The 18,004-nt window shown below is 51.9% G+C and carries 14 protein-coding genes and 1 pseudogene; 9 read left to right on the top strand and 6 right to left on the bottom strand.

The genetic code is table 11. From position 1 onward, the window contains the following. Window positions 1-18: 18 nt before the first annotated feature. Window positions 19-1,230 (bottom strand): MFS transporter, encoded by a 1,212-nt coding sequence (locus tag NH461_RS24670; protein ID WP_261603597.1) that lies wholly within the window; start codon window positions 1,228-1,230, stop codon window positions 19-21. Between the two features lie 61 nt (window positions 1,231-1,291). On the opposite strand from NH461_RS24670, the gene NH461_RS24665 reads away from it, so the two are divergent. Beyond that, a complete protein-coding gene (locus NH461_RS24665) occupies window positions 1,292-3,052 on the top strand; it encodes an ABC transporter substrate-binding protein (RefSeq protein ID WP_261603596.1) in 1,761 nt (586 codons plus the stop codon). Window positions 3,053-3,201: 149 nt separating this feature from the next. Further along, complete coding sequence (katG, locus tag NH461_RS24660; protein ID WP_261603595.1) at window positions 3,202-5,394, top strand: catalase/peroxidase HPI; 2,193 nt, start codon at window positions 3,202-3,204, stop codon at window positions 5,392-5,394. Window positions 5,395-5,512: 118 nt separating this feature from the next. On the opposite strand, the gene NH461_RS24655 is transcribed toward katG, so the two are convergent. Then, a complete protein-coding gene (locus NH461_RS24655; protein WP_261603594.1) occupies window positions 5,513-6,406 on the bottom strand; it encodes an AraC family transcriptional regulator in 894 nt (297 codons plus the stop codon). Between the two features lie 102 nt (window positions 6,407-6,508). Between NH461_RS24655 and NH461_RS24650 the strand changes: the two genes are divergently transcribed. Continuing rightward, window positions 6,509-7,240, top strand: a complete 732-nt coding sequence (locus NH461_RS24650) for a glutamine amidotransferase-related protein (protein ID WP_261603593.1) — start codon at window positions 6,509-6,511, stop codon at window positions 7,238-7,240. Between the two features lie 161 nt (window positions 7,241-7,401). Here the strand turns inward: NH461_RS24650 and NH461_RS24645 are convergent, their stop codons facing one another. Next, a complete protein-coding gene (locus NH461_RS24645; protein WP_261603592.1) occupies window positions 7,402-8,871 on the bottom strand; it encodes a BCCT family transporter in 1,470 nt (489 codons plus the stop codon). Window positions 8,872-9,225: 354 nt separating this feature from the next. On the opposite strand from NH461_RS24645, the gene NH461_RS24640 reads away from it, so the two are divergent. From NH461_RS24640 to NH461_RS24630, 3 genes are all read left to right on the top strand, one after another. Further along, window positions 9,226-10,209 (top strand): DUF2860 domain-containing protein, encoded by a 984-nt coding sequence (locus tag NH461_RS24640; RefSeq protein WP_261603591.1) that lies wholly within the window; start codon window positions 9,226-9,228, stop codon window positions 10,207-10,209. A 581-nt stretch (window positions 10,210-10,790) separates the two neighbouring features. Beyond that, complete coding sequence (gene rsgA / locus NH461_RS24635; protein ID WP_261603590.1) at window positions 10,791-11,834, top strand: ribosome small subunit-dependent GTPase A; 1,044 nt, start codon at window positions 10,791-10,793, stop codon at window positions 11,832-11,834. A gap of 235 nt (window positions 11,835-12,069) precedes the next feature. After that, entirely contained in the window at window positions 12,070-12,393 is a 324-nt protein-coding gene (locus NH461_RS24630) for a hypothetical protein (RefSeq protein ID WP_261603589.1), read from the top strand. 101 nt (window positions 12,394-12,494) lie between these two features. Here NH461_RS24630 and NH461_RS24625 read toward each other — a convergent pair whose 3' ends face one another. After that, a complete protein-coding gene (locus tag NH461_RS24625) occupies window positions 12,495-13,439 on the bottom strand; it encodes an IS1595 family transposase (protein WP_261603567.1) in 945 nt (314 codons plus the stop codon). Between the two features lie 437 nt (window positions 13,440-13,876). On the opposite strand from NH461_RS24625, the gene NH461_RS24620 reads away from it, so the two are divergent. Genes NH461_RS24620 through NH461_RS24610 form a run of 3 tightly spaced genes read left to right on the top strand, consistent with a single transcriptional unit; the run spans window position 13,877 to window position 16,370 of the window. Beyond that, window positions 13,877-15,154 (top strand): DUF3696 domain-containing protein, encoded by a 1,278-nt coding sequence (locus NH461_RS24620; RefSeq protein WP_261603588.1) that lies wholly within the window; start codon window positions 13,877-13,879, stop codon window positions 15,152-15,154. Further along, window positions 15,151-15,693 (top strand): hypothetical protein, encoded by a 543-nt coding sequence (locus tag NH461_RS24615; RefSeq protein WP_261603587.1) that lies wholly within the window; start codon window positions 15,151-15,153, stop codon window positions 15,691-15,693. Before NH461_RS24620 ends, NH461_RS24615 begins: the two co-directional genes overlap by 4 nt. Continuing rightward, window positions 15,654-16,370, top strand: a complete 717-nt coding sequence (locus NH461_RS24610) for an RNA ligase family protein (RefSeq protein ID WP_261603586.1) — start codon at window positions 15,654-15,656, stop codon at window positions 16,368-16,370. Before NH461_RS24615 ends, NH461_RS24610 begins: the two co-directional genes overlap by 40 nt. 153 nt (window positions 16,371-16,523) lie before the next feature. On the opposite strand, the gene NH461_RS24605 is transcribed toward NH461_RS24610, so the two are convergent. Together NH461_RS24605 and NH461_RS24600 are read right to left on the bottom strand one after the other, a co-directional pair. Next, window positions 16,524-17,732 carry an IS256 family transposase gene (locus tag NH461_RS24605; protein WP_261600374.1) on the bottom strand — a complete coding sequence of 403 codons (1,209 nt, stop codon included), beginning with the start codon at window positions 17,730-17,732 and terminating at the stop codon, window positions 16,524-16,526. A 54-nt stretch (window positions 17,733-17,786) separates the two neighbouring features. Then, window positions 17,787-17,972: pseudogene (locus tag NH461_RS24600) on the bottom strand (IS256 family transposase); the annotation flags it as partial. Window positions 17,973-18,004 lie beyond the last annotated feature (32 nt).

The following is an 18,004-nucleotide window of genomic DNA, read 5'->3' as shown; positions in this document are numbered from 1 at the left end:
CCGACGAATCGTGGACACCTAAGCGATGCGCCGGACCCGGCCCATGGCCAGTACCAGCGCCACCATCAGCTGCACCCCGAAGCAGAGCCCGAAAATCGCTTCAATGCCCAGCCCGGAGACCAGATATCCTGAAGACGCCAGCCCAACCGGCATCAACAGCTTGAACAGCGAGCCGGTGATCCCGGTGACGCGCCCCAGGTGCTGGGCATCAAACGCTTCCTGGCGGTAACTCCAGATGCAGATATTGCTGTACAGACCCACCGCAGAGACCCAGAAGAAGGCCAGCACCAGCGCCCACTGGCCGTCGAAGAGGACCGGCATCACGAAGCCGACCGATTCCAGCGCAATCGAGAGAATCAGCAACTGGCCGAGGCCCATATGTCGGCGCACTTTATCGGCAGTAAAAGAGCCCAGCAAACCGCCGATCCCGGATGCTGCCACCAGCCAGCTGACTTCCAGCGCCGTCATCGCCAGCGATGCCTTGGCATAATAAATCGCTTGGATCCAGAACACCGACCCGGTGGTATTGATCACCATCACCGCCAGCGTGATGTACCACATATTCCGGTTGGCGTAGAGAATGTGCCAGCCTTCTTTCAACGCCTGGAAAACCGGCGCGTGCGTTTGTTGCGCAGCCGGTTGCAGCTCGAGTCGGCTCAGTTGCCAGTAGGCCAGCAGCAGAAGCAGCGCAACGCCCAGGAAGACATTGTGGATCGCCGAAAGCAACAGCAGAGCCCCCGAAAGCACCGGCCCCACGGTTTCCATAAAGCTGTAGAGTGAACTCATCCGGGCGGTGGCGGTATTCTGCTGATCTTGCGGCAGCGCACTTTTCATCATGCTCATGCGCGCATTGTGATAGCCATAGTTAAACGCCATCATCAAAAAGGCGCAAGGAAACAGCACCACCAGCGGGTCCGCCAGCCTCTGAACCGCACTGTAAGAGCACAGCACCACCAGCATTTGCCCCAGCAACATGGCCTGCGACCAGTGCTTCTTGTCGAACCGATCAACCCACACGCCGATGAACAATGCCAGCAACAAATTCGGCAAGAATTCTACCGCCCGCATCCAGCCCATCATTTCCGACGACTGGGTCAGTTCGTACACCAACAACGGCAACGCCAGGTCATAAATCTTCGAGCCGAAGGCTACAAAAAATGCGCTGGAGAATAAAATCATGAAGCGCTCACTGCGCCAGATCGATCGGTGTGGTTGCGCTAACGTATTCATCTGTAATTCCTTTTATCTCATCTCAGATACCGCTATTATCGAAATTAAAAGATGAATAAAAATGGAAAAATTTAATAAGGATTTCACCTTTATGCGCTATTGGATGGCCTTGGTATTCTTACGTGATCACCTCAAGCTCCACACGCCGCAACCGCTATCGCTGGATGCGTTCACCGCCGCCCTCGCCTGCACCAAACGCAACACCCAGCTGGTGATCAAGCGGTTGTGCCTGGAAGAAATCATCGACTGGCAACCCGGGATCGGCCGGGGCAATTTACCGGTGATCACCCTGCGGCAACCGGTCGCGGAAACACTGGTGCAACAGGCCCGGTTGCTGCTGGCAGAAGACAAGATCGAGCAGGCGTTGTCCCTCATCGAGGCAACGCAGCGCGATACGTTTATCGCCAACTATGTCGCCCAATACCAGACCGCCAACGCTCAGGAGGATATCCTTAAGATCCCGTTTTATCGCGGCACCCACAATCTGGATCCCATCTCGATCAATCGCCGCACCGAGCAACATATTGCCGGTTATCTGTATGCCAAACTGTTGCAGTTTGACCCGGTAAACGGGCGCTTTCGGGGCGATCTGGCCCAGCACTGGCAGCGCGACGGCAATACACTCACCGTCACCCTGCGCAAAGGACTCAAGTTTCATGACGCCAGCCCGATCACCGCCAAAGACATCCGGGCTCACTTTGAACGATTGATCCACTCCGGCCACCAGAACGCCGCCCTGTACCAGTTGATTGACCGGGTTGAGGTGTTGGATCCTTACCGCATCGCCTTTACCAGCCAGGTGCTCCCGGCCCAGCTTGAAAAGCTGCTCGCCAATGGCCCGATGGGGATCGCCAAATGCTCCGGCCAACCCGGCAACAGTACCCTGGTCGGCTCCGGCTCTTTCATGCTGACTGAGCAGACAGAATGGCGCACCCTGCTCAAAGCCTCGCCTTACTATCACGGCTACCGGCCTTGGGTCGACGGGGTCGCCATCTGGAACGTCGGCGATCAGGCGACGGATTTTGAACTCAACAGCGATGTGGTGCACAGTAGCCACCTCAAACACCGAAGTACCGAACGGTTTGATGCCAAAACCCAGTGGGAGCGGGGCGCCGAGTATCTGCTGCTCAACCCCAACCGCCCGCACCGCTGGCTGAAAAAACCGGCCCACCGCAAGGCGCTGATGACCGCGCTCAAAGCACTAGGCGTTTCAGACGCGCTTCGCGAAGACGGGATCGGACAAGCCACCGGCATGCTCTCCGTTCCGGGCCCGGCCCCCGACTGTGATCCGGCAGCCGCTGCGCACGCCCTGCACTCAGTGCCCAAACCGGAGCAGCCGCTCCAGCTGCTCACCTATCAGTTGGATCATCATCTTGAGCTGGCCCAACATCTGGCTTCAGAACTGACCCAGCTCGGTATCGCCTGCGAATACCGGGTGGTCGAATTCCCGGTCTTTAACCAACGGGACACCCTGAAAACAGCCGACATTATCCTCTCCGGCGAAGTGTTCGGCGATGATTGGGAAATGAGCTGGCTGGACTGGTTTTGCGCCAACCTGCCGCTGGAAATCTGTCTGAATGAAGCACAGCGCCAAGGGTTGAAAGACAGCATCCTCTCCCTGATGCAACGCGACAACATCGCCAGCCGGCTGAAAGGCTTTGAGAAGCTGGAAAAACAGCTCATCGCCAAGCACCTGTATCTCCCGGTATTTCATGCCCGGCAGAACCTGAACTTTTCTGAAACCGTCAGCGCCACCGACCTGCTGGCCAACGGCTGGATCGATTTTAATACCGTGACGATCACGCCACAGCCATCGACATAACCCATGCGCCTGAATAGAAAAATCCGATGAGAGCCATTGATAAAAACATCAGTGGCTCAGAGAAGCTGCGTCTATAGTCATTACTGAGTTATCGAACTGACACACTTTTCTTGTGGAATTTGTGGACTGGCAGCAAATAGGAGTGTTCTATGAGTAACGGCAAATGCCCTGTCATGCATGGTAGTAACACGAATTTAGGCGGCGCAGGCACCAAAAATACCGATTGGTGGCCCAACCAACTGAACCTGAAGATCCTTCATCAAAACGATACCAAAACCAATCCGCTCGGAGCGGACTTCAATTACCGGGAAGCGTTCAAAAAACTCGACCTGCCTGCGGTCAAAAAAGATATTGAAGATGTACTGACCACCTCTCAGGACTGGTGGCCGGCAGACTATGGTCATTACGGTCCGCTGATGATCCGCATGGCCTGGCACGCTGCCGGGACCTACCGGACTGGGGATGGCCGGGGCGGTGCCGCGACCGGGAACCAGCGCTTTGCGCCTTTAAACAGCTGGCCGGATAACGGCAACCTCGATAAAGCCCGCCGCTTGCTGTGGCCAATCAAACAGAAATACGGCAACAACCTGTCCTGGGCCGACCTGTTTATCCTCACCGGGAACGTGGCGCTGGAATCCATGGGCTTTAAAACCTTTGGCTTTGGCGGCGGCCGGGCCGATATCTGGGAGCCGGAAGAAGATATTTACTGGGGCGCCGAAGACGAATGGCTGGGCAACAAACGTTACTCCGGTGAGCGCGACCTGGAAGATCCGCTGGCTGCGGTCCAGATGGGTCTGATCTACGTCAACCCGGAAGGGCCGGACGGCAATCCGGATCCGGTCGCCTCCGGGAAAGATGTCCGCGAAACCTTCGCCCGGATGGCGATGGACGATTATGAAACCGTTGCCCTGACGGCCGGGGGCCACACCTTCGGGAAATGTCATGGGGCCGGGGATGCCGCGCTGGTCGGGCCGGAGCCGGAAGCCGCACCGATTGAACAAATGGGGCTGGGCTGGAAGAGCGCCCACGGCAGCGGTCATGGTCGCGATGCCATCACCAGTGGCCTGGAAGGGGCCTGGACCCCGAACCCGACCACCTGGGACCACGGCTACTTCAATATGCTGTTCGGCAACGAGTGGGAGCTGACCAAAAGTCCGGCCGGGGCGCAACAATGGAAGCCGAAAGTCATCACCGAGAGTAATCAGGCGCCCGATCCGGAAGATGCGTCCAAACGGGTCAATATCATGATGACCACCGCCGATATGTCGATGCGCGAGGATCCGGACTATCGCAAGATTTCCGAGCATTTCCGCGACAATCCAGATGAGTTTGCCGATGCGTTCGCCCGCGCCTGGTTCAAACTGACCCACCGCGACATGGGGCCAAAATCCCGTTACCTTGGTCCGGAAGTCCCGGCGGAAGATCTGATCTGGCAGGATCCGGTTCCGGCCGTCGATCACGAGCTGATCAATGCCAGCGACATTGCCGCGCTGAAAAAAGTGATCCTGGAGTCCGGCCTGAGTGTGTCAGAGTTGGTCTATACCGCCTGGTCGTCTGCCGCCACCTTCCGTGGCTCCGATTGCCGGGGCGGCGCCAACGGGGCCCGCATCCGTCTGGCACCGCAACTCAACTGGGAAGTGAACCAACCGACCCAGCTGCGCAAAGTCCTGAGCACCTATGACGGCATTCAGAAAGACTTCAACTCGGCGCAATCAGGCAACAAAGCCGTGTCGCTGGCCGATTTAATCGTCCTCGGCGGCTGTGCGGCCATCGAGAAAGCAGCCAAAGACGGCGGCGTTCAGGTCGATGTGCCGTTCTCGCCCGGCCGGACCGATGCCACCGACGAGCAAACCGATGTCGAATCATTTGCCGTGCTCGAACCGCTGGCGGATGGCTTCCGCAATTACATGCAAAAAGCCTTCACCGTCACCGCAGAAGAGATGCTGCTGGATAAGGCCCAGTTGCTGACCCTGACTGCACCGGAAATGACAGTGTTGATCGGCGGGATGCGGGTGCTGAATGCCAATTACGACCAGTCACCGCACGGTGTCTTCACCAACAAGCCAGGCGTACTGAGCAATGACTTCTTTGTCAATCTGCTCGATATGAACATCAACTGGGTAGCAACCTCCAAAGAAGAGGCGCTCTTTGAAGGGCGCAACGCCAAATCCGGCTCCGTTCAGTGGACAGCAACCCGGGTGGATCTGGTGTTCGGCTCCAACTCGCAGCTACGAGCCATTTCTGAAGTCTACGGCGGTGACGATGCCAAAGCGAAGTTCGTGCATGACTTCGTCAGTGCCTGGACCAAAGTGATGAATGCCGATCGGTTCGACCTGTTGTAACCTAGTGCATGTTGCTAGCCAGGCTTTTGCAAACTGAGCTTTTGCGAACCAAGCTAGCTATTGGCTAATCGAGCTTTTTGCTAACCAAACCGGGCGTCTGGATCAGACGCCCGTTTTTTCAGCCAGGTAGGATCGCCGCCGCCTGCTGACCTTGTTGCCGGAACTGCTGCGGTGTCATCCCGAACCGGGCTTTAAACGCTTTAATGTAAGAAGAGTCATTCTGATAGCCCACCTGATGAGCAATCGCCTGCACCGGCAGTGAGGAATCCAGCAACGACAGCGAATAGACCAGACGCAGGTGCTGACGCCACAAGGCAAACGTGGTGTTGAACTCTTTCAGGAACAGCCGGGACAAAGTTCGCTCCGACGCGCCGACCACTTCCCCCCATTGCGCCAGCGACCAGTTCATAGCCGGATCCGCCGTCAACCGCTCAAACATCAGCTTCACCCGCCGATCTTCAGGCAGCAGCAACTGGAAAGAGCAGGACGTGTCGGTGTGAATTTGATCATGCAGCACATCCAGCAACCGCAGTGTTGGTTTGTACTTACTTTCTTCGTGCTCCGCCAGTACCCGTTCGATCGTGCTCCGCTCTGGTCTCCCATCTGGCATCTCGTCCGACATTTCGTCTGGCATAGCCTGACACGTTTGTCGCAACTCCAGCACCAGGGCTTTAAAGAAAGGTGTCATCTCCACGGCTCTTAACTGCGAAGCATACCGACGCCCATAGGCCGGATTCAGATACAGCCCGATAAACTTCGTCTCGGTGATCGCCACCGACTCATGCGGCACGCCCGCCGGAACGAACAGCGCAGAAGTATGGGGCACCAGAAACTGGCGTTGATTGGCCTGAGTCTGAACTATCCCGCGTACCGGAAAGATCAGCTGGTGCCAGTCATGGCTGTGCATTTCATCCACCCAGCCTCTCGGCATGGCGATGGTCTTTACCCACACCGGCACATTCGGGTAACGCGCCATGAATTCGTTGGCCGGCAAGTGTTGACTGTTTGGCATTATTTATCGTCCATATGGCCTTATTCGGTCATTCGGCGTCCATCGTACCATAGTGCGCATCGGCAACCCTGCCACCACGCATCACAATCCGGGAGAAAAACCATGCATATTCATTTTTTGATCCATGAATCCTTTGAAGGGCCGGGCTATTTTGCCACCTGGGCCACCCATCACGGCTATACACTCAGCGCTACCCGGCTGTATCTGGGTGAGGCGTTACCTGCTGAGGACGCCCCATTCGATCTACTGGTGATCCTCGGCGGCCCGCAAAACCCAAGCACATCGGTTGCGGAATGCCCACACTTTGACAGCCAGGCAGAGCAAGCGGTGATCCGGGCAGCCATTGCCCGGCAAAAAGCCGTGGTCGGCGTGTGTCTGGGGGCGCAGCTCATTGGCGAAGCACTCGGCGCACGCTATACCGTCAGCCCCGAACCTGAAGTCGGTTACTTTCCCATTCAGCTCACCTCCGCCGGTCAGGCCGATCCCAAGCTGGCGGCATGGGCACATGAGGAAATCGTTGGCCACTGGCACAACGACATGCCCGGCCTGACCCCGCACAGCACCGTGCTGGCCAGCAGTGCCGGGTGCCCGCGGCAGATCGTCCGCTATGCCGATCTGGTGTACGGTTTTCAGTGCCACCTGGAATTTCAGCGCGCCGACCTGCCGCCGCTGATTGAACATGACGCAGCAACGTTTGCTACGCCAAAACCCTATGTCCAGGCGCCCGACGCCATTCTGGCCCATGCGCCTGAGCGAATGAACCTGTTACTGGGCGACTTTCTTGACCAGCTGGTGCAGGCCTATCAAAGCCACCATGCGCGTGTCATGGCGTAACCGCTTGGACGTTCAGCAGTTTCATCAGTGAATGGACTAACAAATTCGTCAGTTCAACAGCCAAGCAGTCAGCTCACCATCAAAAACGGCTGATACGGAAACATCCGGTATCAGCCGTTTTGCAGCGGTATGACTCAATGGATTACACCGTCAGACGGGCGCTACGCCTTGTCCGGAGCGCTGAGAATATAGCGCCGGTAAGACGGCACCCAGTGCTCTGCCAGGGCTGCAACCGCCTGACCCAGCAACACCAGCGTAAACGGGATTGCCCCGGCAATGGCCACCTGTTTGTTCAAATCCACATCGTTAAACACCGCCAACGCCATACCCATGGTCACGACAATCACCGACCAGCTCACTTTGCTGCTGGTCCGGGTATCGTCGGTCAGCATCCCGGCAGCATAAATCGCCGAATCGGCGCTGGAAATCACGAAGGTCAGCAACAGCAGCAACGCGCCGACCGACAGCACATCGCTCCAGGGCAGATACGAGAAGAAGGTAAACAGGCCTTTGGTGTAATCCTGATTCACCGCGTTGACCACCTCGGTCAGATACGCGCTTTCAAACACTGCCCCGGCAAAGCCGGAGAACCACACCACAGAGGCCAGGGTCGGAATGATCACCGTGCAGAGCAGAAACTGACGGATGGTACGGCCGCGGCTGATCCGGGCAATAAACGGTCCGACGAACGGCGTCCAGGCAATCCACCACACCAGGTAAATCACCGTCCAGCCCTGGCTCCACTGCCGGCCGCCGTCAATCACCCCGACCGACACCTCCGGCATCATCTGCACGTACGCCAGCAGTGAGCTGCCCATCCGCGACAACACCGCGCCGCCATCGACATTGAGAAACACCACCACAAACAGCAGCACCATCAGCCAGAGGTTGAAGCTGCTCAGGCGCTTGATCCCCTTTTTCAGCCCCAGCGCACTTGAGGTGGTAAACAGCACGCCAATCAAACCGGTCATCACAATCCGAAAAGCGGTTAAATCCCCTTCCAGGCCAAACACATGGCGTACACCCTGCTCCACCAGCGCCATGGTGTTGGCCAGTACCCCGGCAATGCCGAACAAAATCGCCAACACCGCAATCAAGTCGACCACGGAGAGCCATTTCGGCCGATGCTCACCGATAAAGGACGCACTGACCCGCATCGGGCGCTGTTTTTCATAGGCCAGCCAGGCCATCACCAGCCCCGCCAGCGCATACAGACTCCAGGCATGCACACCCCAATGAAAATAGGTCAGCGCCAGCGCCGTATCTTTGCTGTCGCCGTACTGGGTCACCGGCGGCATATTGGCAAGGTGAAACACCGGCTCGGCCACGCCCCAGAAAATCAGCCCGGAGCCCATGCCGGTAGTAAACAGCATGATTATCCAAGGCAAAAAACCAAACTCCGGTGTCGTCTGCCCCAGTCGCTTCTCGCCAAGCGGGCTCAAGGCAATCGCCAGACAAGCCAGCAGCGCCAGGGTCGAGAGCTGAATCACCTGATCATCAAACCGTTCAATCACCCACTGGGTAAATTCAGCTAACTGATACACACTCACGGCGGGAAACACAGTAAACAGCACGGCGACCAGTGCCGAGACCAGCATCAAGCGCTGGGATTGGTGCGTTAGAATCTGCATAGAATACTCTTAGTTCGCAATTTGTTGCCTATCTGTTGAGATAGTTCATGAAAAACGATGCGTTTTTGCAATGCAAGGTGAAAACGGTCGAAACGGCGTGAAGGTTTGATGTCAAAAAGAATATTTCGCCGTTTAGTGAATCAAGTCGAGTTTTCGTATGTTTTTCAGGCGATAGATTCACTGAACGGATTGGAATTCCTTCAATAAAACAAAAAGAAGGCTCAAAACGTATACCGGGTTAAATTTTATATTCTCGCGCGGCGCAAACACTTTTCAATTTGCCCTGGATCACGTATATCTAGGCACTTTGTTGAATAAACGTATTGCATTTGTGAACCGTGAACAGGAGACCATATGAAATATTATTGGCTAGCAGGGCTCACCGCCATGGTCAGCGCACAGGCGACGGCCGCACTCGGGCCACCCGGGCTCAGTGGCGAAGTCTCGCTACTGCTTGGATATGCCCAGCAAGAAACCAATTTTGATACCGATAATGCCGTGAAAGAAGCGCCGCTCAACAGCGAAGCTGACACTGAATCCGGCGTCACCCTGTTCCCGCTGGGCCAGTTTCGCTACACCTTCGGGGCCGAGAACAACCAGCTGGTCTACCTCGGGACGTCGCGGGAAGATATTGCCACCGGCTTAATTGCCTTCGAAATTGGCTATCAGTTCGAAACCGCCCACAACTCAACCATGGCCTTTTCTGTCTTGCCGACCATTGTGGATGATGAAACCTGGCAGGATCCCTTTGTCGTCAATCAGGCCAGAAAAGAAACGGATGTTTCCGGGAATGCGCTGCGATTCCAGTACAACAATATTCTGGACCAGGGGATTTCGCTCGATCTGGCCATCTATGACCGGGATATAGACAGCGAGCAATCCGGCACCAGTATTCCCGGACTGACGCCAAGCGATCTCAACCAGCTTCAGCGCGACGGCGACGGTATTTATTCCCGGCTCGCCTGGGCAGTAAGCACCGGGGAGACTTCCACCCTCCAACCAGAGCTGACCATCAATCGCTTTTCCGCCGATGGCGATGCGATGTCGATGACCCGCTACGGCGTCGGTTTAACCTATCTGACCAAGCAGGGACGCCACGGCTACGCGATTTCCGGGGAATATGCATTGGCCGATTTTGATGAAGCCAATCCGGTGTTCGGCAAAACGCAGGAAGACCATGAAGTCGGGCTCAACTTCGCCTACGAATACGACCAGTTCATGGACTGGGAAAACTGGGGCCTGAACGCCCTGGCCGGCTACAGTGTGGTCGACTCCAATATCGATTTCTACAATGAAACCCAGCTGTTTTTGGGTGTCGGTCTGAGCTATAAGTTTTAATCCGCTCTGATCCACATGCGCTTAAGGTGCCAGTGTTGCCCAACACACGCACCTTGAGCCAACGGTTGAAGCCTTGAGTCAAAAGCGAACACCTTGAGTCAATGGCCGATACCTTGGGTCAAAAGCTGACACCTTAAGCCAATGGCTGGCATCTTGTAACAAATGTGCTACTATCTGCACACACCCATTCATACCTGTAAGGAGATTCTGATGATTGTATTCAAAACCCACCCGGCAAATATTGAGAAGCAGAGCGGACACTCAACGCTGAACTAATACCAATCGCAGTAAATCACTGGTCATCCTAGCTTGTTAAAATGCTCGATAACTGCGTTAGAATTTTTGATTGTAGAATAACTACTTATCGAAAAATTCTGCCTTGTTCTCAAACATTTTTCCTGCGCTATTTCTGATCACTGACTGACTTTGATTGGTATAACAGCAACTTCTTCCCCTCTCTCCTTCCCTCTTGCCCGGTGTTTTCTGACCGGGGTCTATGCCTATTCATTTGACCCTCATACTTTCTGTTGATTGCGCGCAGAGCGCTTTGCAATGCGATTCTGCATGCGTAGGGAAAAGCAATGAATTCAACCATGACACTCAGCCAACTTGGCTGGCAACCTGTGTTTCAACAACAACTGACACTCGACGATCTGGAAACCAGCATCACCGGTCGGATCCTGGCCCATCACCGCAGCGGCTACGTGGTTCAGACCGAGCAAGGTGAGCACCAACTGCCGATCCACCATCGCCTGCCCGCGATGACCGTCGGCGACTGGATCTTGCTCGATCACGACCACCAGTTTGTCCGGCAACTGGAACGAACCTCGCTGTTCAGCCGCCGGGCGCCCGGCAGCAAAGTGGCCGAGCAGTATATCGCCGCCAACGTCGATACCCTGTTTATCGTCTGCTCGCTCAATGACGACTTTAACCTCAGCCGGATTGAACGCTACCTGGCCCTGGCGCGCGAATACAACGTCGAGCCCGTGGTGGTACTGACCAAAGCCGACTTGTGTGAGGACGCTGATGACAAACGCGCTGCCGTCCAGGCCATCGACCCGATGCTGATGGTAGAAGCCGTCAATGCGCTAGAGCCCACCAGCTGCGATGGCTTAAACCTCTGGTGTAAAAGCGGCAAAACCGTCGCCTTCATGGGCTCATCCGGCGTGGGGAAATCCACGCTGGTCAATACCCTGATGGGCGAGTCAATTCAGCAAACCGGCTCAATCCGCGAAGACGACAGCAAGGGACGCCACACCACGACGTCGCGGTCGCTGCATTTCATGCCATCAGGCGCGGTACTGATCGATACCCCCGGAATGCGCGAATTGCAGCTCGCCGACTGCGAAACCGGGGTGAGTGAAACCTTCGCCGATGTCGAAGCACTCAGCAAAGCGTGCCGATTCAGTGACTGTCAGCATCAAAGCGAGCCGGGCTGCGCCATTCAAGATGCACTGGAAACCGGCGCCCTTGACCAGCGCCGACTGAACAACTATTTCAAACTGCTCCGCGAGCAAGCGAGAAATAGCAGTGCTTTGCATGAACAACGCGCCCGATTTAAGCAGATCCACAAATCGAACCGCATCATCGTGTCGGAGAAACGCCTGATGAAGAAGGGATACTAAACGACAAGCAAAACCAATCAGGACGATTCAGTCCTTGGCGAGGTCGCTCGGCCTCGCCGTTAACTCATATGCCTGTCTTCGTTTTATTGGAGCGGAGGCAGGTATTTCCCTCATGAAAATCCCCTGTTACTTGCAACCACAATTCGAAGTCACACTTCAGCCGCCATTGATTTGCACAAGCGTCTCTAATGAATATAAAGTGCCTAGAACGGAGCATTTATTTGGGGATAACGTCATGCATGATTTCATTGGTAGATGGAAAATAACGTCGATGTCGAATTGGAGCCAGGAATATGTCGACTTGGTTGAACCGGGCTACTTTGAATTCAGTAACGATGGATTAGGACAATTCGTTTTTGGGGCTGTTAAAGGATGGATGGACGTCCGAGTTTCAACTCGATTTCCAGTGTTAGAGTTTAGCTGGCAGGGCATATGTGAAGGGGATGAACTGTGCGGCCGAGGCAAAATCGAGTTTGACCATCCACTCAAAGGAGATGGCACCATTTTTATTCACTGTAGTGATGAGTCTGGCTTCACGATTGAGCGAGTCGCTAAGTAAAGCATAACGCTCTAACTTGAAAATGCCCCATTCCTGCTTAGATCTTACACCAGGGTGATAGCACGTATGTTCACTTTTTGCTCACCAATAAATATTCTTGATTACCATCGAACCTCAGCTAGCTTAAGAAGACGCTGAGGCATCGGCGCTGTTTGAATACTGGAATAAACTAACTGCTCAAGCATCTTTTCTAAATCAAACCGTCGATTAAACTTGAAGCAAAACTCGGCAAGATAGCGCGGTAAATGTTTGTTTTTGATTGAGTGATAAGTGCCATGCATTGCATTTTTCACATTACTTATCATGGTGTTAACCCACTTGAAATAGGGCAATTCTACGCAATCCGCACCACCGCCAGTTACAATGGCATGGTGAAAGATTTTTGCATCTTCGATACCACGGAAACAAGCCAACCCATCAGAAATGACCAGCGATTTCGGCCTTAAATGAGCCTTAGCCCAACGCGTCAGCTCTGCTTTCTTAAACCCATCAACAGCGGTAAAGCGCATTCGTATTGGGTGACCCTCTTCGTTCATGGATACGGCTGCAACAAATGGACGCTTCCCTTTAGCGCCACGGCCACGGACACCACGCTTCACACCGCCCCAGTAGGCATCGTCAATTTGGACGTAACCATCTAAAGGCGTTTCATCATCTCGCTCTTTCATGGCCTGCATGAGTTTCTGTTTTACTCGCCATGCCGTGTTGTATGAAACACCGAGTTGTCTGGACAACTCAAGAGCAGAGATACCGTTCTTTTCTTGTGTTATCAGGTAAATGGCCAGAAACCAGACCGTTAAAGACAGTTTAGAGTGGGCAAATAGCGTCCCTGATATCAACGAAGCTTGATGATGGCACTGATTACACTGAAATAAGGCGCGTGATTTCAACTGACAATATTTATCATGGCGGCAGTTAGGGCAACGGTAGCCCGTCGGCCAACGCATCTCGAACAATCGTTTCTGGCATTGTTCCTCAGTACCATACATAGTCATAAACTGATGAATAGAAATGCCTTTTTGAAACTGAACTTGATTTTTAGCCATGACTTTACCCTCATGAACTCACCTACATTTAGTATAGTTCAGGGGGCTGAGTATTAGGGGTAATCAAGTAAATATTTACGCATCAACTGTTCAATTATTGACCAGGCTGTACACCTGGCACCAGTGGCAGATGGTTCAAAATCACTCTTCTTGTAGATTCAAATATGCCTTTTGAGTAGTGATTTTACAATTAATTAACTCACGCTCTCGCCTTGGAGCTTTTACTCCCCCTGAATTCAACTAGTTGTACAGTGAATAATGCGCACTCGGATTTATATTGGCTTTACGATATACTGAATAGCAGCAAACTATTTGTATATTAAGAGAATAGTTACTTTGAAGTGCTCAGTGTTAAGCGGTAGAGTGGGTTTCACACAGCAAAGTCTTACTAGCGTCATCGTTGAACGAGCGACACTATAGAGAACAAAGGAAATTTAATGTTTAAAAGAATCAAATTAGAGAATTTCAAGGCATGGCGAAGTTCTGATGATGTTTACTTTTCTCCGGTAACACTGTTGCTTGGTGAAAACTCAACAGGGAAGTCGAGCCTCTTACAAAGCCTGTTGCTAATGAAGCAGACTGCGACATCCCCAGATAGAACGATTCATTTAAATCTGGGTGGAGACGAGGCAAATGACTATGTGGACATGGGATCATTTGACGATCTATTAACGAAAGATCCTGAAAACAGGAAAATTTCTATTGAAATGGATGTTGACGGAAGACAAGGTAGAAGTTTTCTGAAAGTTGACTATAAACAGGACTCGAAGCAAAGCCCAGTAATTGATCTACTTCAACTCAGTAATGATGGCAAAAATTGGTATAGAGCCCAACGTTCGGATAAGGGGGCTTTTAATATTTATTTGCCTAATGAAACTCGAACTAGTCTGAAGAGTAGGGAGTATTCACCTGAACGTGGTGTATCGTTTTCTAAAGACGCACTTTATAATATGGGGCCAAGTGGAAGTGACGTAGAAGATATCAGCTTGTCGATCATAAGAGAACTTGAAGCTATCTCTTACTTAGGCCCTCTCAGAAGCAAGCCTAGAAGAACGTATATATGGAATAGAACTCGACCAGGAATCATCGGCGTTGATGGTAACGAGGCCGTTTTTGCATTGTTAACTAGTAATAATACATCAGGCAAAAAGAGCGATGGCCTAGTTGAAGCAGTATCAAAGTGGCTAAAAAAAATGCGCATCGCCGATAAGCTTGAGGTCAAACATATTGGTGCTGGTAACTACAACATACTTGTTCATCGAGATGGTGTAGCGGCAAATCTAATTGATGTTGGTACAGGGGTGTCGCAAGTGCTTCCTGTGCTTGTATTGGCATATTTCGCACCAGAAAAGTCAACGATTATCTTAGAAGAACCTGAAATCCATTTGCATCCTCTGGCTCAGTCATTACTTGCTGAGTTGTTCTTGGAAGTCAGCTTAGAACGTGATGTTCAATTTATCGTTGAGACACATTCCGAACACTTATTCAGACGTATGCAGACTTTAGTTGCTACCCAAAAAGCCAAGCCAGATCAATGTGCATTGTATTTTGTTGAGCGTGAAGAATCTGATGCTGTATTGAAAACTCTGAAGATGGATAAGTTTGGGCGAATTGATGAATGGCCAAAAAATTTCTTCGGCGATGCTACCGGTGAAGTGAGAAAGCAAGTCCAAGAGACAATGCAACGAATGAAAGCAGAGAGAGCTCGCCCATGAGTAGCCAGGTGATTGATACTAACGTGCTCATTGTTGCAAGTGGAGAGCATCCTGAATCTCCTTTCCGCTCAGAAAATCATCCAGTTGAAGACCCGGATGAGGCCAAGAAAGTACTTGATTGGCTCGTAGAGTTTGATATGAGCAGTCATCGTATGGTCGTGGATTTCGATTATGAAATAATAGGCGAATACGAAAATAAGCTAACCGCCCAAGATTACGGTAGGCGCGTTCTATTCGATAAGATAGATAGACAACAGATTGACTATATCGATATTGAATGGGATGCCAATCCCGCATACACTGACAAAGTTGCCGTCTTGAATGAGCCTTTGAAAACAGTGGTTCATGACCTGGCAGATACAAAAATGGTCGCCGCTTGTATTAAGGCAAATGAAGACGATCCTGAATGCAAGATAATCAATGCTTGCGATACCGATTGGTATGATTGGGAGACCGAGTTAGTTGCAGCTAACGTTCATGTTCACCAAATTATTGATGAGTGGAACAAACAAAACTGGGAAAAGAAGAAGGCAAAATGATGCCAGATTTTTTCAGATTTCCTCATACTCCTCATATAGATTGGTTAGGTGATAGGGAACCTAGGGATGATAAAATATTGCCACCATTCGATGTGGAATCTTTCTTATCTTCAGAGCTAGTTATTGAAGAGAAGGTCGATGGGGCTAATGTGGGCTTCTCAATTGATCAGCGTGGGGAATTAAGAGCACAAAATCGAGGGGCTTGGATAGATAAAGATGTAGGTGGTCAGTTTAAGCATTTGTGGAAATGGATAAAACAATATGAGTATCAACTTAAACTAGTGCTTGATAAAGATCTAATACTGTTTGGTGAATGGTGTTATGCCGAGCACTCAATTGGTTATGAAAAGCTACCAAATTGGTTTATTTGCTTTGATCTTTATAGTCGTTCAGCAGGCAAATTTTATTCTGTTAAAAGAAGGAATGAGGTTCTAGCGACTGTAGGTATTCCCATTATTTCACCGTTGAATCAAGGTAGATTTAGTCTCAAAGGCTTGAAATTGATGTTAGACCAACCGTCATATTATGGTGCTAATAAAATTGAAGGTATTTATTTGAGGAAGGATAAAGGGAACTGGCTTGAGAAAAGAGCCAAATTAGTAAGGGCTGATTTTACTCAAACTATTGACGAACACTGGTCTCGAAAGCCTTTAACCCCAAACAAAATTCAGTATTAATTTTAAAGTAAATCGGGAGAGGCAATGGCAAAACTTTTGACTCTGTAAATAATCTGCACTATCAATACTAGACACTAAGAGGGTGTTCATAGTTCTGTGTCTGCGTAAGTCACAGATCCACAGAGGGTGTTCATAGTTCTGTGTCAGTGTAAGTCACAGATCCACATATTGATCGACCCTGTCCGGGAAGTGGATGCTCAACTGGGATAGTGTCAGGTTCCAGTTCTGAACCGGATGCGTCCACTTTTCGGAGGCCTTCAACATCCCCGCATAGAGCAGCTTCAGCAAGCTGGTTTCGTTGGCGAATCCGCCCTTGGTTTTAGTCAGCTTGCGGAACTGCCGGTGCACCGCCTCAACCGCATTGGTAGTGTAGATGGCCCGCCGGATCTGCTCGGGATACTTGAAGTATACCGACAGATTGTCCCACTTGCTGCGCCAGGATTTGATGACTAACGGGTACTGCTTGCCCCATTTTGCTTCCAGCTCGTCCAGCGCCTGCTCCGCAGCATTCTGTGTTGCAGCCTTGTAGACACACTTGAGATCGGCCATAAAGGCCTTCTGGTTTTTGCTAGCGACGTACTTCATGGAGTTGCGGATCTGGTGAATGACACAGACCTGCACCTCTGTCTCGGGATAAATGGTTTCGATTGCTTCAGGGAAGCCTTTCAGGCCATCAACTGAGGCGATCAGAATGTCTTTAACGCCGCGGTTCTGCAAGTCGGTCAATACACTGAGCCAGTAATGTGCACCTTCATTTTCAGACAGATACAGTCCCAGAAGCTCCTTCTTGCCCTCAACGGTCAGGCCCAAAATGGTGTATACAGCTTTGGAGATGAAGCGACCGTTCTCCTTGATTTTATAGTGAATTGCATCTAACCAGACGAAGGGATAAAGCGGCTCCAGATCCCTTTCCTGCCATGCTCTGAGTTCAGGCACTAGGCGGTCGGTGATGGCGTTGATCGTGCCATTTGAGATGCGCATGCCGTATAGATCTAAGAGATGCTCTCGGATGTTCTGATAGCTGTTACCCAGAGCGAACAGGGAGAGGATCTTACCTTCCATTTCGTCTGTCAGGCGGGTCTGGTATTTCCTGACCGTCTGCGGCTCGAATGAGCCGTTTCGGTCTCTCGGTGTTTCCAACTCAAACTCACCAGAAGATGTCTTGACGGTCTTTTTAGATGAGCCATTTCTGCGGTTGGTCGAGGTCTCTTTAGTCAGGTGTTCGTCCAGCTCTGCCCCCAGAGCAGCTTCAGTGATCTGCTTGATCAGCGGCGTGAGCAGGCCATCCTTGCCATTGAGATTTTGACCGGATTGGAGTGCCTTAGCAAAGGCCTGGATATCGATTTCGTATTTATCAGCCATGATGTGTCTCTCCCTTTTTCAGTAAGTGTAGGAAAAGACACAAAACTTTGAACACTACCGATCCACATATTGATCCACCCTGTCCGGGAAGTGGATGCTCAACTGGGATAGCGTCAGGTTCCAGTTTTGCACAGGATGCGTCCACTTCTCGGGGGCCTTCAACATCCCCGCATAGAGCAGCTTCAGCAAGCTGGTTAAGTTGGCGAAGCCACCCTTGGTTTTAGTCAATTTTCGGAACTGAGGTGCACCGCTGTGCCAACAGGAGCTGAGCA

This window comes from Photobacterium sp. TY1-4, assembly GCF_025398175.1.
Classification (GTDB): domain Bacteria; phylum Pseudomonadota; class Gammaproteobacteria; order Enterobacterales; family Vibrionaceae; genus Photobacterium.
Note: the sequence above shows the minus strand (reverse complement) of the source record. Positions and strands in the feature narration are given on the sequence as shown.

What these genes read in the sequence shown, in the direction of transcription:
- NH461_RS24670 (WP_261603597.1), bottom strand. Translation starts at nt 1,230, where the DNA reads ATGAATACGTTAGCGCAACCACACCGATCGATCTGGCGCAGTGAGCGC.
- NH461_RS24665 (WP_261603596.1), top strand. Translation starts at nt 1,292, where the DNA reads ATGGAAAAATTTAATAAGGATTTCACCTTTATGCGCTATTGGATGGCC.
- katG (WP_261603595.1), top strand. Translation starts at nt 3,202, where the DNA reads ATGAGTAACGGCAAATGCCCTGTCATGCATGGTAGTAACACGAATTTA.
- NH461_RS24655 (WP_261603594.1), bottom strand. Translation starts at nt 6,406, where the DNA reads ATGCCAAACAGTCAACACTTGCCGGCCAACGAATTCATGGCGCGTTAC.
- NH461_RS24650 (WP_261603593.1), top strand. Translation starts at nt 6,509, where the DNA reads ATGCATATTCATTTTTTGATCCATGAATCCTTTGAAGGGCCGGGCTAT.
- NH461_RS24645 (WP_261603592.1), bottom strand. Translation starts at nt 8,871, where the DNA reads ATGCAGATTCTAACGCACCAATCCCAGCGCTTGATGCTGGTCTCGGCA.
- NH461_RS24640 (WP_261603591.1), top strand. Translation starts at nt 9,226, where the DNA reads ATGAAATATTATTGGCTAGCAGGGCTCACCGCCATGGTCAGCGCACAG.
- rsgA (WP_261603590.1), top strand. Translation starts at nt 10,791, where the DNA reads ATGAATTCAACCATGACACTCAGCCAACTTGGCTGGCAACCTGTGTTT.
- NH461_RS24630 (WP_261603589.1), top strand. Translation starts at nt 12,070, where the DNA reads ATGCATGATTTCATTGGTAGATGGAAAATAACGTCGATGTCGAATTGG.
- NH461_RS24625 (WP_261603567.1), bottom strand. Translation starts at nt 13,439, where the DNA reads ATGGCTAAAAATCAAGTTCAGTTTCAAAAAGGCATTTCTATTCATCAG.
- NH461_RS24620 (WP_261603588.1), top strand. Translation starts at nt 13,877, where the DNA reads ATGTTTAAAAGAATCAAATTAGAGAATTTCAAGGCATGGCGAAGTTCT.
- NH461_RS24615 (WP_261603587.1), top strand. Translation starts at nt 15,151, where the DNA reads ATGAGTAGCCAGGTGATTGATACTAACGTGCTCATTGTTGCAAGTGGA.
- NH461_RS24605 (WP_261600374.1), bottom strand. Translation starts at nt 17,732, where the DNA reads ATGGCTGATAAATACGAAATCGATATCCAGGCCTTTGCTAAGGCACTC.